This window comes from Marinobacter alexandrii (assembly GCF_005871205.1).
Taxonomy (GTDB): domain Bacteria; phylum Pseudomonadota; class Gammaproteobacteria; order Pseudomonadales; family Oleiphilaceae; genus Marinobacter; species Marinobacter alexandrii.
In genome coordinates this window covers 1-15,635 of record NZ_SWKM01000017.1, presented here as the reverse complement: position 1 = coordinate 15,635, position 15,635 = coordinate 1, and the positions used below count along the sequence as shown (strand labels likewise).

Here is a 15,635-nt window from a genome sequence, read left to right as displayed (position 1 = left end):
AACAGAAGGCTGACACGATGACTGACACAAAGAAACCGCTGGGGATTACGGACGTTATCCTGCGTGACGCCCACCAGTCCCTGCTTGCCACCCGCATGCGGCTTGATGACATGCTGCCCATTGCCGAGAAACTCGACAAGGTTGGTTTCTGGTCTTTGGAATCCTGGGGCGGAGCTACCTTCGACTCCTGTATCCGTTACCTGGGCGAAGACCCCTGGGAGCGCATCCGTGAACTGAAAAAGGCCATGCCCAACACCCAACAGCAAATGCTGCTGCGTGGCCAGAACCTGCTGGGTTACCGTCATTATGCGGACGATGTGGTCGACCGTTTCTGTGAACGCGCTGCCGAGAACGGCGTAGACGTGTTCCGGATTTTCGACGCAATGAACGATCCGCGTAACCTGGACCGTGCCATCAAGGCCGTTCGCAAGACCGGCAAGCATGCCCAGGGCACCATCGCCTACACCACCAGCCCCGTGCACACTATCGAAATGTGGGTTGAAATGGCGAAAGAAGTCGCTGACATGGGCGCGGACTCCATCGCCATCAAAGATATGGCCGGTATCCTCAAGCCGTACGTGGCTTATGATCTGGTCAGCCGACTGAAGAAAGAGCTGGATATCCCCATCCACATGCAGTGCCACGCCACCACCGGTATGTCTACCGCCACCGCTATCAAGGCTGCGGAAGCGGGTATTGATAACGTGGACACCGCCATTTCCTCCATGAGCATGACCTATGGCCACTCGCCCACTGAGGCGGTTGTTGCCATCCTGGAAGGTACAGACCGTGACACCGGCCTGGATCTGACCCTGCTCGAAGAGATCGCCAGTTACTTCCGCCAGGTGCGTAAGAAGTACGCGAAGTTTGAAGGCAGCCTGCGTGGCACCGATTCCCGTATCCTGATTGCTCAGGTTCCGGGCGGCATGCTGACCAACATGGAAAACCAGCTGCGAGAGCAGAACGCGAGCGACAAGTTCGACGAAGTTCTGGATGAAATTCCCAAGGTTCGCGAAGACCTGGGCTTCATCCCGCTGGTAACGCCGACCTCCCAGATCGTGGGTACCCAGGCGGTACTGAACGTTTTGACCGGTGAGCGTTACAAGTCCATCTCCAAGGAAACCTCCGCCATTCTGAAAGGTGAGTACGGCGCTGCGCCGGCGCCCATGAACAAGGAGCTGCAGGAGCGCGTTCTGGATGGCAAGGAAGTGATGACCTGCCGTCCAGCGGATGTGCTTGAGCCAGAAATGGACAAGCTGACCGACGAACTCAAGAAGCTGGCGGACGAGAAGGGCATCAAGCTAGCTGATAATGTTGAGGATGACGTGCTGACCTACGCACTGTTCCCGCAGATCGGCCTGAAGTTCCTTGAGAACCGTGACAACCCGGATGCGTTTGAGCCAGTGCCGAGCGCTGACGATGTTGCACCAGCCAAGAAGGCCGCTGGCCCCGAGACTTACACCGTTGATGTTAACGGCAAGAAGTTCGTGGTTGCTGTTTCCGAAGGTGGTGAAATCACGCAGATCCAGGGCGAGGGCGGTGCTGCCTCTGCTCCGGCCGCAGCCTCTGCTGCACCCGCGCCTGCAGCAGGTGAAGGTGAGCCGGTTGTGGCGCCTCTGGGCGGTAACATCTTTAAGGTTCAGGTTTCCCCGGGCGATGTTGTCGAAGAAGGCGATGTGCTGATTATCCTCGAAGCCATGAAAATGGAAACCGAGGTTCGCGCACCCAAGGCCGGTACCATCGGCGAAGTCTTCATCAAGGTCGGTGACGCCGTCTCTCCTGATGATGAAATGCTGACAATCGCATAAAGGGCCAGCATTCCATGGATAAAATTATGACGCTCTGGACAGGCAGTGGCCTGTTCAACATCGAACCAGGCCAGGTGGTGATGATCGCCATCGGTCTGCTCCTGCTGTTCCTTGCGATTCGCAAGGGCTTTGAGCCACTGCTGCTGGTGCCGATTGGTTTCGGCGGCATCCTGGCGAACATTCCGGAGGCAGGGCTGGCCCTGTCGGCTGCTGAGAATGCCATTCACTTTGCCAAGCCCCAGGTGCTGGCGGCGATGGCTGGTGCCCTGGATGTGGCCTATCAGGCTGGTCAGGCGGTAACGCCGGAAGTGAAGGAAACGTTCAAGCTTGCCTTCAAGGACGCCAGCTACACCCAGATTGCTCTGGCGAACGGCCTTGCCCAGGACCTCGGTTACGGCAACGGCATGCTGTACAACTTCTACACCGTGGTTATCGGCAGTACCGTTGGCCCTCTGCTGATCTTCATGGGCGTAGGCGCCATGACTGACTTTGGTCCGCTGCTGGCGAATCCGAAGACCATGCTGCTGGGTGCTGCCGCTCAGTTCGGTATCTTCGGTACTGTTATCGGTGCAGCCCTGTTGGACTTCTTTGGCATCCTGGATTTCACCATCCTTGAAGCTGCGGCTGTCGGTATCATTGGTGGCGCGGATGGCCCAACCTCCATCTACGTATCCAGTGTTCTGGCTCCTCACCTGATTGGTGCGATTGCGGTTTCGGCCTACGCTTATATGGCGCTGGTACCGATGATCCAGCCGCCGATCATGAAGGCACTGACCAGCCACAAGGAGCGGGCCATCAAGATGTCCCAGCTGCGGCCGGTCAGCAAGAAGGAGAAGATCATCTTCCCGCTGGTCGTGTTGATTGCCGTAGTTCTGTTCCTGCCTGACGCAGCGCCGCTGCTGGGTATGTTCTGCTTCGGTAACCTGATGCGTGAGTGTGGCGTGGTTGAGCGTCTGAGCGACACTGCCCAGAATGCGCTGATCAACATTGTGACTATCTTCCTGGGTCTGTCGGTTGGTTCCAAGCTGATGGCTGACAAGTTCCTGGATCCGCAAACGCTGGGTATCCTGGGCTTGGGTATCGTTGCCTTCGGTGTGGGTACGGCCTCTGGCGTACTGATGGCGAAGCTGATGAACCGCTTCAGTAAGGAAGCCATTAACCCGCTGATTGGTTCTGCTGGTGTGTCGGCTGTACCGATGGCGGCACGGGTTTCCAACAAAGTTGGTCTGGAAGCTAACCCGCAGAACTTCCTGCTGATGCACGCCATGGGTCCAAACGTGGCGGGTGTTATCGGCTCTGCGGTTGCTGCGGGTGTGATGATCAAGCTGCTTAGCTGATCATTGCTCGCGGTACCAAAAACCCCGCTTGGCGTTTCGCTTAGCGGGGTTTTCTTTTTTAGGATTGCGAGCTCGGTGGGGGCACCTGTATGGAAGTCCTTTTCAGGAACCGCTACGAGCACATCCATGTGCGCTTGTTTCCGGCCGTCCATGGCCTCCAACATTCCTGAAAAGGACTTCCATACAGGTGCTTCCGGCTTTTGGGTGGCCTCAAAAACTCAGTGAAAGTTTCTTGAACTGACCGGGAGTGTCTTGATGAGATGGCTTAGGTCGGAAAGTTTGCCTGCCATCACATGAATAATGTCGCCTTCTCGTTCCAGAATTCCTTTCACATGCAGCAGCCGGGCGGTTAGCAGCGGTTTGCGTTGGCGCCGAGCGGTTTCCAGCCAGACCACCACGTTCACGTTGCCGGTTTCGTCTTCCAGGGTGACGAAGGTGACGCCGGAGGCGGAGCCGGGGCGTTGGCGGCCGGTGACCAAACCGGCGACCTGGACGGGGCGGCCGGCTTCGGTTTGTTGGAGTTGTTCGGCGCTCAGGCAGAACTGCAGATGGCCCTGTTCCCGGAGTAGCGCCAGCGGGTGGCGCTGCAAGGTCAGGCCCTGGCTGGCGTAGTCGGCAAGTACGTTCTGGCCTTCAGTGGGGTCGGGCAGTTGCTCGCAGGTTTCCTGGGCCCGGGTTTCCAGGGAATGGGTTTCGTCGGCATAGCGCTCGTTGTCTTCGGCGGCGAAGAGTTCGGCTGGTTGTTCGTGGCCGAGTAGCTGCCAGTAGGCCTGGTGCCGGTTGGCAGTGAAGTCGGGCATGGCGTTGGCGCCGGCGAGCAGTTCCATGTCGCGCTGGTTCAGGCCGGCGCGCTGGCGCAGTTCGCTAGTGGAGCGATAGCCTTCGGTTGGTCGCTGTTGGCACAGGCGTTCGGCGCCTTTGGCGGACAGGCCCTGGATCAATCGCAGGCCTAATCTCAGTTTGCGCTCCGGGCCCTTGAGGGTGTGGTCCCATTGGCTGTGGTTTACGTCTGGCGGTAAGGCCGCGACGCCGTGGCGGCGGGCGTCCTGGACCAGTTGAGAGGGCGAGTAGAAGCCCATGGGCTGGCTGTTCAGCAGGGCGCAGTAGAAGGCGGCCGGGTAGTGGCATTTGATCCAGGCGGAGACATAAACCAGCAGCGCAAAGCTGGCGGCGTGGGATTCCGGGAAGCCATAGCCGCCAAAGCCGCAGATCTGCAGGTACAGTCGTTCGGCGAAGTCGGCATCGTGGCCGCGTTCGAGCATGCCGGTGATGAGTTTGTCCCGGAACGGGGTCAGATCGCCGTGGGATTTCCAGGCGGCCATGGCCCGGCGTAGCTGGTCCGCCTCGCCGGCGGAGAAGCCGGCGGCCACCATGGCGAGTTTGATCACCTGTTCCTGAAAGATGGGCACGCCCAGGGTGCGCTCGAGTACTTTTTGGATGGCATCGTTGGGGTAGTCCACCGGTTCCAGTCCGTGTTTTCGGCGCAGGTAGGGGTGCACCATGTCGCCCTGGATCGGGCCGGGGCGGACGATGGCCACTTCGATCACCAGGTCGTAATAGGTTGCCGGTTTGAGCCTGGGCAGCATGTTGATCTGGGCACGGGATTCCACCTGGAATACGCCGATGCTGTCGCCTTTCTGGAGCATGGCGTAAGTGGCGTGGTCTTCCTGGGGGATGTCCTGCATCTGGAACGGATGGCCTTTCTGTTCACTGATCAGTTCCAGGGCCTTGCGAATGGCGGAGAGCATGCCCAGGGCGAGCACATCCACTTTCATTAAGCCCAGGCTTTCCAGGTCGTCTTTGTCCCACTGGATGACGGTGCGGTCGGCCATGGCGGCGTTTTCCACCGGCACCAGTTCGGCCAGCGGGCCGGAGCTGATGACAAAGCCGCCGACATGCTGGGACAGGTGTCGGGGGAAGCCGAGCAGGGTGTTGACCAGGGTGAAGAACTGGTCCGCTACCTTGGGGTTTCGGGTCAGGCGTTTGTCGAGTACTTGCTGGCGCCAGCCGGTGGCTTTGTCGCGCCAGTCGATGCCTTCCAGCAATTGTTCTACTTGGGCCGGGTCAAAGCCCAGGGCCTTGCCGACATCGCGGATGGCGCTGCGGGGACGGTAGCGGATTACTGTGGCCGCCAGTGCTGCCCGTTCCCGGCTGTAGCGCCGGTAGATGTACTGGATGACTTCTTCCCGGCGTTCGTGTTCAAAGTCCACGTCGATATCGGGTGGCTCGTCGCGGTCTTTCGAGATAAAGCGTTCGAACAGAAGTTCGACCCGGGCCGGGTTTACTTCGGTGATGCCCAGGCAGTAACAGACTGCCGAGTTGGCGGCCGAGCCCCGGCCCTGGCAGAGAATGCCCCGGCTGCGGGCGAAGGCGACGATGTCGTGAATGGTGAGGAAGTAGTGTTCGTACTTCATCTCCGAGATCAGATCCAGTTCTTTGCGGATCAGTGCCTGCACGGTCAGCGGGGTGCCATCCGGGTAACGGCGGCGTTCGCCTTCGCGGGTGAGGCGTTTCAGATAGGCGGCCGGGGTTTCTGCCTCGGGCACCAGGTCCGGCGGGTATTCGTAGCGCAGGCTGCCGGGCTGGAACGTGCATTGATCGGCAATTCGTCGGGTTTCTCGCAGCCAGGTGTCTGGAAACAGCCGTTGCAGCACCGGTACCGGGCGCAGGTAGCGTTCGCCATTCTGGAACAGGCAGTGGCCGGCCTGTTCCAGGCTGGTGTGGTTGCGCAGGGCGGTGAGTACGTCCTGTAGAGGCTGGCGTTCCCGGTTGTGCATGTGCACCTCGCCGGTGGCGGTGATCGGGCAGCGCAACTGGTCGGCCAGCCAGCGGGCCCGGGCCAGTTGCTGTTCCTCGCCGGATTCCAGGGTGCGGGCGGCGGCAATCCACAATCTGGGATCAAACAGGCGTTGCAGCCATTCGCCACAAGCCAGGGCCTGATCGGCGTCGGCCTCGGCCAGTGTGGGTGGTAACCACAGGCACAGGCAGTCATCCAGCGGGTGGGTTTCCGCATCCCGGAAGTACAGCTGATATTGGCCTTTCTCTGCCCGGCGCCGGCCGGTGGTAATCAACTGGCACAGCTGGCCGTAGCCCCGGCGGGTACGGGCCAGCAGGATAAACCGGGGCACGCTGGCGCCGGGTGGGGCATCCTTGAGTTCAAACCAGCTGCCGGTAATCAGTTTCACCGGACTGTCTTTCAGGGCGGCCCAGGCCCGGGGAATGCCGGCAACTGAACAGGCATCGGTGATGGCCAGGGCGGCATAGCCCAATTCTGCCGCCCGCTCGGCCAGCTCGTGGGGATGGGAGGCGCCGGTCAGGAAGGTGAAGTTGCTGAAGCAGAACAGTTCAGCGTAAGCCGACTCGGTCATCAGCCAAACCATCCATGCACGAACCAGCCTTCCCGGATATCCCGGAACACCCAGGCCAGTTGGCCGCTACTGAGTTGGGCGATGTAGTAGTCCCGGTGCACCCGGTGGCCGTCCCACCAGCCACCGCTGATGCGCTCCGGGCCGGCAAACCAGGCGATGGGTGCTTCCGTGAGTGGTTGCGGCCCCTGCAGTAACCATAGGGGTCGGCGGGGTAGTTGGTTAGCAGTGGTGCCCGCTGGCCGGTTGTTGCGATGTACCCCGGAGGCGCTCCAGGCCCGCTCCGGGCGATGGTCTGCCTGGGGCGAAAGCTGTTTCAGGGCCTGATCACCAAGCCGGGCCTGCAGCCGGCTCATCAGGGTGTGCCAGGCTTCGTTCAGATCCTGGGTTTCGCCCAGCAGATCCTGGCCGGTGTCGGCTTCCCGGCCCAGAAAGCGTTTTACCGATAACTGCAGTGAGACCACCGGTGCCCGCAACGGCTGCTGCTCAAATCGCAGGCGCACCAGATTCAGGAATGCATCGGCCCGGTGCTCCGGGCCGGAGGTTCGGATGCGCACGCGGGTGGGTTCTTCGTGCCGGTGTCGGAGCACCAGCAACAGGCTGTCGGTTTCCTGCTGGCGCCAGCACAGATCTTCTTCCAGTTCCGTCAGGATGCGCTGCAGTGGAAACAGCAGCCCCTGGGACAATTCTATCTCCTGCACAAAATCCGCCTGTTGCCGGAACTGGTGCGGCGGTTGCCAGGGTGCTTGTGGGTCTGGCCGGGTGCCCTGGATCTTCTGAACGCGGGCCAGGGTTTCCGGTGACAGCCGGCGCGCCAGTTCGGCCGCCGGCAGGGCAAAAACTTCCCCCAGGGTGTTCAGCCCCAGCCGCTGCAGGCGGGTGCAGGTGCGGGCATCAAATTCGGCCGCCAACAGTGGCATCTGGCCCAGGGTGCGCTGAATGTGGCCCTTGTCATCGGTGCATTCACCCTTACCGGCGCGGGCAATCAGGCGGGCGGCCAGGGGAGTGTGGCCAAGGCCCGGCCAGGCGGTTAGCTGGCGTTCGTCCAGCGCCTGTTCCACGGTTTGCCAGGCTGCGGGCAGGCCGCCATACAGCCGTTTCAGGCTGCCGATTTCCGCCATCAGGCCATCCGGTGGTACCAGCACAATGTGGGCGGCATAGCGGTACAGCCAGCGGGCCTGATCTTCCAGAATCCGGGCTTCCTGTTGCTGGTCGGCACGCACGGTACCCAGCTCCGGCACCAGGCTGAGGGCGGTTTTCAGGCGCATGCCCGCATGCACGCCCTGGTCCCGGGCTTCCGGGCAGGCCTGTATCACCTTTTGCCCGGAACCCTCGACAATCACCAGCGCGCCCGCTTCTTCGCGGGTGCGGCGAATGTGGTCCAGCAGTAGGTGCGGGAAGTGCAGATACAACCAAAGCATGGTGATATTACCGGGTAGAGGCGGGCCAGGGCCCCTGAATCACTCGGGGAGCCTCATGGAAGGCCAGATCAGCCCGCTGTGCCATGGCCAGGGCACAGCGTTGGCCGGGCCAGCTGCCCCGGCGTTTCACGATGTTGATCTTCAGCTCCTGGTTATCGCCGGGTTCCAGTTCCAGGCGCAGGGCCGCGGGGGAATTCTGGTCGGCATAGCGGCGCTCGCGGAAGAGTACGCACACGTTGCTGCCGGCTTCCGCCGCCAACTGCAAGCGCCGGATATCCCGGGACGCCAGCTTGCCGGGCCAGGCCATCACCAGGCCGGTAACCGGCGAGCGCAGGCAGTTCTCCAGAGTCCACAGGAAGTCACCGGCTTCGTCGGTGTGGATCATCACCACCTGATCCAGGTTCACGCCCTCCCGGGCCAGCGCCGGAGCATAGGGCATGTGCGGCGGATTCAGCCAGAATACGGTTTTACCGTTGTGGGACAGCCGTTGCATCAAGGGCAGCAGCAGATGCAGTTCGCCAATGCCGGAATTATCCAGCAGACATTCGCTCAGGGCGCCCCGGGGCCAGCCGATGCCACCGAGCTGGTTGTCCAGGATCTGGTAGCCGGTTGGTTCCGCCGGTTGGCTGGTTGACCGATGCTGGTGCCCCTGCCAGACACGGGCATCCTGCATCAGTGTGTTCAGAAGCTCACTCATGGGAAAGATCTCAATATACTGTTTAAATATACAGTATTCTGAACAGGGCAAGATTTCAAGGACGGGTTGATAATCTGCACACTGACACCCACGCTAGTAACACAGTCATCAACCAGGGAGGTTGACCATGAGCGAGTTGACCCAGCAACATTGCGAAGCGTGCAACAAAGACGCACCCAAAGTCACCGGCGATGAGAAGCAGGCGCTGCTGAAGGATGTTCCAGACTGGAAGGTTGTGGAGGCCGATGGCGAAGAACAGCTACACAAGGTGTTCAAGTTGAAGAACTTTGCCCAGGCTCAGGCTTTCACCAACAAAGTGGGTGACCTGGCTGAGGCAGAAGACCATCACCCCGCCATTCTGCTGGAATACGGCAAAGTGACCGTGAGTTGGTGGACCCACGCTATTGGCGGCCTGCACCGGAATGACTTCATCATGGCGGCGAAGACCGACGCAGCATACAACGCCATGCAATAATCTGCCGTGGCGGAGCCGAGCCTCCGCCACCTCAATCCTTCCTTATCCTTAACCCCAGCCATCAGCAGCAGGACGAGCCATGGTTGAACACCGCACTGATAGCCCCCTTACACTGAAGTTCGGCCATGAAGAACTGATCATCCGCCGCCGTTACGAGGTGATCAGTATCGTAAACGACTTCTTCATCGCGATCTGGTTTCTGGTGGGGAGTGTTCTGTTCCTGTTTCCCGAGTACGAGAAAGCGGCCATCTGGCTGTTTATCATCGGCAGCTTCCAGTTCCTGATTCGGCCCACCATCCGGCTGGCTAGCCATATCCATGTAAAGCGAATACCCTCAAGCAACTGGGAAAGCTAGAAGCCGTCATCTACCGGGCTGCGCACGCCAAAGCCCCCTTTGCGGACAACATGGGTGTAGATTTCCGTGGTGCGCACATCGGCATGGCCTAACAGCTTCTGAATGGTGCGGATATCGTACCCGGCTTCCAGTAGCCGAGTCGCAAAGCTGTGACGTAACGCGTGGCTGTTCGCCTGCTTGTAAATGCCCGCTTCTCGAATGGCGGCACCGATGGCTCGCTGGACACCGCGATCCAACAAGTGGTGCCGGCGGAGCACATCGCTGCGCGGATCCATGGAAAGTTTTGCGGCCGGAAACAGGTATTGCCATGCCGGTTCCCGGCCTGCGCTGGGAAACTTCCGATTCAGTGCCGTGGGCATGTAAACCTCTCCGTGTCCTTGGGCAAGATCTTTCCGATGCTGGGCCAGACAGCTCTCCATCTGCAGAGTTAGCGGTTCGATCAGGGAATCCGGGAGCAGGGTGGTTCTGTCCTTGTTGCCCTTGCCGCTGCGCACGATGATCTGCTGCATTCCGAAATCCACGTCTTTCACCCGGAGCCTGAGGGCCTCGTTGATCCGAAGGCCCGAGCCATACACCAAGCGCGCCACCAAGTGACACTCACCTTGCAGGTGGCCGATCACCGCCCGGGCTTCGTCGTGGGTGAATACCGTCGGTAAGCGCCGGGGTTTACGTGCCAGCTCAAACGACAGCTCTTCCAATGGCTGCTCTAGAAGTTCCCGGAACAGGAAAATAATGGCATTCAGCGCCGTTCGCTGAGTACTCACACTGTTGTTGCGCTGAACCGCCAGGTGCGACAGAAACTGCTCTACCTCCTTTGCCGCGAGGGCGGACGGGTGCTGCATGCCATGAAAACGAATAAAGCGCTTGATCCAGTGGCAATAGGTTTGCTCGGTTTTATAGGCCATGTTCCGACTGCGGATCAGCACGCGGAGCTGATCCATGAAGCGGGTAGGGTTATCCGGAAGTTTGGGTGGGACATCCTGGATCATATGGTCAGCCTCCATGCTGTTTATTTATACAGCATTTTAGGTCTACCTCTGCGTTATTTCACGGAGAAAAGCGGAGATATACGACAACTGTCGCAAAACTTCGTAAATTTCGCGCCAGTTGGCTTACAACTCTATGAAAGATATGGAATAGTCGGTGAAGACTAATTGCAGATAAACGAACGGAGGCGCTTGGGAAAATCCGACAATTGACGTTTATTTCCAAGCCAACTAGTTTTGAGGTTGGTAGTTTTCTGAAAATAAAAGAATTTATGGTGGATGGTGTCTAGGGCGCATGGAAATAAGCGTGTTCTGGATAGATGTCATTTGTCGCTGAATTAGCTGTTAAAGGCCTTACACCGGTGTTCTTTGGTTGGGTGTTTGGCCGCAATTTTGTGGTTGCCGGCAGGCAGAAAACAGCCCTCAGTTGGGCAACGGTATTGGCCGGTAATCTGGTGTTAAGGTCGCGGGGCAATCCGGCGCATTCATCGGGCAGATTCCGCCCATTCGGTGCTCTGGCTCCTGGCGCAATGGGTCAAGTTACTGCAAGGTATCGGGAGTGGGCATTCAGCTTGGGTGCCAAAATATAAAGCCGGGTAACCGGCATTTAACCTGTCGCATCAGTACGCGGCCTGCGGCCGCCGGACGCCCTTTCCATGGCTCCTTCGTCGCCACTCCAAGGCCGCCGCTGTGCTTTGCGTTATAAATCTTATTCGGAGAACTTGTGAGCATCAGGCCAGCAGTGTTGGCAGACAAACATGATATCGAACGTTTAGCGCAAGTACTGACGCCTGCTGCGGAAGCAAAGCAGCAATCCGGCGACGCGCTGAGTCTGTTGTTAAACTCAAACGACCATCGAATCTGGGTGGCGGATTCAGGCGGGACCATTGTTGGTTGGCTACACGCATATTTGGCGGTGCGGGTTGGAGTGGCGCCTTTTATTGAAATCGCGGGCCTGATAGTTGATGAGCGATACAGGGGCGAAGGTACCGGATCTAAATTGGTCGCGGAGGCAACGTCCTGGGCCGAGTCAATCGGGCTCGCTGTCCGCGTTCGCAGCAATTCGAAGCGCGGGGCCACCCACAAGTTCTACCAATCGCAAGGCTTCAAATTGTTGAAGCAGCAGTATGTTTTTGAGTTCAATTGATAACAATACGTGGCAGTGGACGCGCTGAAGCGCTGAAGCGCGCCACTGCACTTCGCGTTAATGGCCAAGGCCACGGAAGGATTCATGCAGTTAAGCAGGGAGTTGCTTTCAAATGTTTTCCAATGTCCAGCTCGTCTCCCCGCAAGACACTGCAAAATCTCAGAACTTCGTGTTCTGGTTCCTCGCGCCATGGGCTAGGGTTAGTGCAAGCTGAATTGCAGAAGGCATTCAGATTTGGGTGCCAGGGATCAACCGCCGGGTAACCGGCCATTAACAAGTGCGGTCAAGGGACGCTCCTTTCGTCGCGCCCCTGCCGCTGGCGTTACGTTTCGTCGTCGACAAAGCATCGAGTATTTGAATGAACGTAGAAATCATCGGTGATCGCGAATTTATCACCTCTGTTCAGGAGCAGGATGGTGTTTGGGTGCTAATGGCAGGCCAATCGCTTTATGCCCTACAAGCGGAGGGTGGTAGGGGGCTCCCTGTTTGGTCGTCAGCAGAAAAAGCAGAAGTGTTCGCCGAAAAGTTGAGCCAAAAAGGGCTGTCCCCGGTGTTCGTACCGATGAGCAATTTTCTGGGTGCTGCCTGGTTGGGTTCATCGAGCCTACAAATCGTCGATGTTTTGGTTTCGCCCCGGTACGGCCAAGAGTCTCTCACCTACACAGCCGAGGACCTCCGTGCCAGACTCAAAACGTAACAAGGCAATCAAATTCGTTCCGGCCCGACGGGCCTCCACCGGACGCCCTTGTCAGGGCGCCGTTTATTGCTGGCGTTACAAGGTCAACTGAAAGGGAGTCCAAGTGGTTACCTGCTACTTAAAGTACGTTATAGATCCCTACAAAGCCGCCGAGTTCGAGCGCTACTCGAAAATGTGGATACCCTTGGTCCAGAAATTCGGCGGTCAGCATCATGGGTATTTTCTGCCGTCCGAGGGTGCCAACAATATCGCTATCGCGTTATTCACCTTCGAGTCTTTGGCAGCCTACGAAAAATACCGTGAAGCCTCGTTCAAAGACTCCGATTGCCAAGCCGCATTCAAATACGCGGAAGAAACTCGTTGTGTACTAAGCTGTGAGCGCAGTTTTATGAGGCCGGTTTTTGAGTAAGCTTGTAACAAGTGCATCAAATTCGTTCCGGCCCGATGGGCCTCCTCCGGACGGCTTTTTCTCCGCTTCGCTGCGCAAAAGCCGCCGTTTATGCAGGCGTTAAAACGTAATCATGCAGAGTATGAGAGATAGGCTCCAGAAGGTCAGGGAAGGCCACAGGTCGGCGGCTACGACGCTGTTTCCAATAATCTATATTTTCTTCGCGGCCCTTTTGATTTTCTCGGCGGGTTACGGTTTTACGAAACCAGAAGCACCAGTGATAAAGCTACTTGTTGGGCTCTTCATCGGGGTGGGTCTTGCCGTCCTCGCGTTTTTTCTGCGCCGACAAAGTGTCGTTGCTAGAGTAACCAACTGTCTTGTTCTACTAGTGATGATAGCAGTAACTTTGTTGGCGGAATCCGAGGTGCCAATTCTTATGGAAGCGTTGGGCGTCCTAGTGGTCTTAGTAGTTGTTGGATTCGAAGTGACGGAGTTGGTTTCTGGTTTTAACAAATTGTTGTAGTACGTTCCGGGCCGAAGGCCCTCCACCGGACGGCTTTTTCTCCGCTCCGCTACGCAAAAGCCGCCGCTAAACAAGGCGTTAGGAGTCAACATGGACGAGACGGATGAAGAATGGATTGCGGACTATCTCCGCTTAGAGTTCGGGGAAGACGAGAATGACCCTGATTCGGTCAAAGCTGAAGATATCAAGCATTTCGGCCATTTCATCATCGATGGCGTGCCAACTGATTACTTCACGTACCCTCAATCAGGGGCTCCCTATATGTGGGCAATCATTGAAACCATCGATGGTAGAGATTGCGCAAGTATGACTAGCGTGCCGCCTTCGTATGAATCTCGTGGGCCGAGCTCCTAACCAGTGCAGGCACGGCGACGCCCATTACATTGCGCCTTCGGCTCCATTTCATGGGCGCGCATGCTGCAAGCGTTAAAGGCCTTACACCGGTGTTCTTTGGTTGGGTGTTTGGCCGCAATTTTGTGGTTGCCGGCAGGCAGAAAACAGCCCTCAGTTGGGCAACGGTATTGGCCGGTAATCTGGTGTTAAGGTCGCGGGGCAATCCGGCGCATTCATCGGGCAGATTCCGCCCATTCGGTGCTCTGGCTCCTGGCGCAATGGGTCAAGTTACTGCAAGGTATCGGGAGTGGGCATTCAGCTTGGGTGCCAAAATATAAAGCCGGGTAACCGGCATTTAACCTGTCGCATCAGTACGCGGCCTGCGGCCGCCGGACGCCCTTTCCATGGCTCCTTCGTCGCCACTCCAAGGCCGCCGCTGTGCTTTGCGTTAATGGCCAAGGCCTCGGAAGGATTCAGTCAGTAAAGCAGGGAGTTGCTTTCAAATGTTAACCACCGTCCAGCTCGTCTCCCCGCAAAACACTGCAAAATCTGGAAGCTTCGTGTTCTGGTTCCTCGCGCCATGGGCTAGTGTGAGTGCAAGCTGTATGGCAGAGGGCATTCGGGTTTGGGTGCCAAGGATAAACCGCCGGGTTACCGGCCATTAACAAGGCGCATCAGTACGTGGCCTGCGGCCACCGGACGCCACTGTCGTGGCGCCGCTGTGCTCAGCGTTATGCATAAAGGAGAGATTAAATGACGTTCGCAGATTTTTCTGAAAATGAAGAACCTGCTTTTGATTTGTTTAATGCATGTCACGAGATAGTATTCGCTGGAAGCGACGGAAATACCAAGTATCTTGAACGCATTGGAACAGAGGCCAGATTAGTATATCTAGTGTGGTGCTTTGATGGTGAAGTGCACAATGGCGGATTCGATCAGCTCTTTTTCAATTCGTTGGGGGACCACTGTCTTGAGATATTAGACGGGTTAAAAAAGCTTAATGCTTCGAAATCATCATCATTACTAGAAAAGGCAATGAGTTGGTTTCCTGAGTCGAAGCCATCCACTAATCGAGCGAAGCGCTGGGAGCAATTAAAGCCATATGAAGATGATGAAAAGTATGAGTCTGCTCTAGAGGAATTAGATGCTGAGTTCTACAAATACGAAGATAATTTGGCGGTTCTGTTGCACAATTTTGTAAGAGCCAATAAGGGCGCAAAAGTAAATGCATAACAATTCGCTCAAACACCGTTCCGGCCTACGGCCTCCACTGGACGCCCAAAGCTCCGCTCGTTTGTGCATTTGCTTCGCAAATTATTGCACAAACCAGCTCCACTTTGTGCGCCGTTTAGCTACGCGTTAGGACATCGAATGGAATACGTATCCATATCCTTCTCTGCAATAGCGCTGGCACTCAGTGTATTCACCTTCTACTGGGTTCAGCTAAGAGTTCGGGATAGATTATACCTTGTCCGAATAGACAAGTTGGGTGAGTTCATGAACCCGATGTTTGCCCTTGTCAACAATGGGACTCGGGATATCTTGATCACATCCGTTCAAGGTCGTTTTGCGCATGCTGACAAGAACGGAGGAACATATTTTTCTCAAAGGCTCGAAACTACTGATGGCTCTTCCATGTTGCTATCGGCTGGAAAAGCCATGGAGTGCAGAATAGTTTTTCACGAGATGCCCGCCTCCAATTTCGTGAATAAAGGCAAAGCGAGAGAAGGCTCAAGCCCGCCGGTTTATGAGTTCGAGTTTGATGTCGAGATAAGCTGGGTCGACGCTTCGGCGCATAGTCACACATGCGAAGCGAGGATCGCGAGATACGGGTTCAACGAGGACGCCAAAATGATGATGTTTTCTCCTTTAGAGCCGAAACATGATCTATACAAAAAGTCCTAACAAGAGCAGGCACGGCGACGCCCTTTACATTGCGCCTTCGGCTCCATTTCAAGGGCGCGCATGCTGCTGGCGTTATGAGTGTACGGACCTCTATGGATAATGATCTCGTATTGGTGACATTGGACGCAGAGCAGATCGCCAAAGCCAAAGAGGCAAATGGGAAGCGAAAGCGGATTACCCACGCGCTTGTTGTTGGAG

Annotated in this window: 14 protein-coding genes; 10 read left to right on the top strand and 4 right to left on the bottom strand. The window is 57.2% G+C overall.

What is annotated here, in order from left to right:
* Positions 1-17 precede the first annotated feature (17 nt).
* Positions 18-1,808 carry a sodium-extruding oxaloacetate decarboxylase subunit alpha gene (oadA, locus tag FCS96_RS19315; RefSeq protein WP_138441991.1) on the top strand — a complete coding sequence of 597 codons (1,791 nt, stop codon included), beginning with the start codon at positions 18-20 and terminating at the stop codon, positions 1,806-1,808.
* A 14-nt stretch (positions 1,809-1,822) separates the two neighbouring features.
* Positions 1,823-3,145, top strand: coding sequence for a sodium ion-translocating decarboxylase subunit beta (locus FCS96_RS19310; RefSeq protein ID WP_228264173.1), 1,323 nt, complete (start codon positions 1,823-1,825; stop codon positions 3,143-3,145).
* A 218-nt stretch (positions 3,146-3,363) separates the two neighbouring features.
* On the opposite strand, the gene FCS96_RS19305 is transcribed toward FCS96_RS19310, so the two are convergent.
* From FCS96_RS19305 to imuA, 3 genes are read right to left on the bottom strand one after another with little or no spacing between them, the layout of a single operon-like run.
* Positions 3,364-6,513: an error-prone DNA polymerase gene (locus FCS96_RS19305; protein WP_138441988.1), complete on the bottom strand. Its 3,150-nt coding sequence runs from the start codon at positions 6,511-6,513 to the stop codon at positions 3,364-3,366.
* Positions 6,513-7,931: a Y-family DNA polymerase gene (locus tag FCS96_RS19300; RefSeq protein ID WP_138441987.1), complete on the bottom strand. Its 1,419-nt coding sequence runs from the start codon at positions 7,929-7,931 to the stop codon at positions 6,513-6,515. Before FCS96_RS19300 ends, FCS96_RS19305 begins: the two co-directional genes overlap by 1 nt.
* A 7-nt stretch (positions 7,932-7,938) precedes the next feature.
* The gene (gene imuA / locus FCS96_RS19295; RefSeq protein ID WP_138441986.1) at positions 7,939-8,628 is read right to left on the bottom strand and encodes a translesion DNA synthesis-associated protein ImuA; all 690 of its coding nucleotides are present in this window, start codon (positions 8,626-8,628) and stop codon (positions 7,939-7,941) included.
* 127 nt (positions 8,629-8,755) lie between these two features.
* Here imuA and FCS96_RS19290 point away from each other — a divergent pair, with 127 nt between their 5' ends.
* Positions 8,756-9,103: a 4a-hydroxytetrahydrobiopterin dehydratase gene (locus FCS96_RS19290; protein ID WP_138441985.1), complete on the top strand. Its 348-nt coding sequence runs from the start codon at positions 8,756-8,758 to the stop codon at positions 9,101-9,103.
* 79 nt (positions 9,104-9,182) lie between these two features.
* Positions 9,183-9,458, top strand: coding sequence for a YrhK family protein (locus FCS96_RS19285; protein ID WP_138441984.1), 276 nt, complete (start codon positions 9,183-9,185; stop codon positions 9,456-9,458).
* Here the strand turns inward: FCS96_RS19285 and FCS96_RS19280 are convergent.
* Positions 9,455-10,447: an integron integrase gene (locus tag FCS96_RS19280; protein ID WP_138441983.1), complete on the bottom strand. Its 993-nt coding sequence runs from the start codon at positions 10,445-10,447 to the stop codon at positions 9,455-9,457. The two genes, FCS96_RS19285 and FCS96_RS19280, sit on opposite strands and share 4 nt — an antisense overlap.
* A gap of 721 nt (positions 10,448-11,168) precedes the next feature.
* On the opposite strand from FCS96_RS19280, the gene FCS96_RS19275 reads away from it, so the two are divergent.
* The 6 genes from FCS96_RS19275 to FCS96_RS20105 all read left to right on the top strand — a co-directional run bounded on the left by FCS96_RS19275 (position 11,169) and on the right by FCS96_RS20105 (position 15,437).
* Positions 11,169-11,591, top strand: a complete 423-nt coding sequence (locus tag FCS96_RS19275) for a GNAT family N-acetyltransferase (protein ID WP_171040875.1) — start codon at positions 11,169-11,171, stop codon at positions 11,589-11,591.
* Between the two features lie 358 nt (positions 11,592-11,949).
* The gene (locus FCS96_RS19270; protein ID WP_138441981.1) at positions 11,950-12,288 is read left to right on the top strand and encodes a DUF2750 domain-containing protein; all 339 of its coding nucleotides are present in this window, start codon (positions 11,950-11,952) and stop codon (positions 12,286-12,288) included.
* 103 nt (positions 12,289-12,391) lie between these two features.
* Complete coding sequence (locus FCS96_RS19265) at positions 12,392-12,697, top strand: NIPSNAP family protein (RefSeq protein ID WP_138441980.1); 306 nt, start codon at positions 12,392-12,394, stop codon at positions 12,695-12,697.
* Between the two features lie 592 nt (positions 12,698-13,289).
* Positions 13,290-13,553, top strand: coding sequence for a hypothetical protein (locus tag FCS96_RS19255; protein ID WP_138441978.1), 264 nt, complete (start codon positions 13,290-13,292; stop codon positions 13,551-13,553).
* 732 nt (positions 13,554-14,285) lie between these two features.
* Positions 14,286-14,765 (top strand): DMP19 family protein, encoded by a 480-nt coding sequence (locus tag FCS96_RS19250; protein WP_138441977.1) that lies wholly within the window; start codon positions 14,286-14,288, stop codon positions 14,763-14,765.
* Positions 14,766-14,903: 138 nt separating this feature from the next.
* Positions 14,904-15,437, top strand: coding sequence for a hypothetical protein (locus tag FCS96_RS20105; protein ID WP_171040874.1), 534 nt, complete (start codon positions 14,904-14,906; stop codon positions 15,435-15,437).
* Positions 15,438-15,635: the final 198 nt, after the last annotated feature.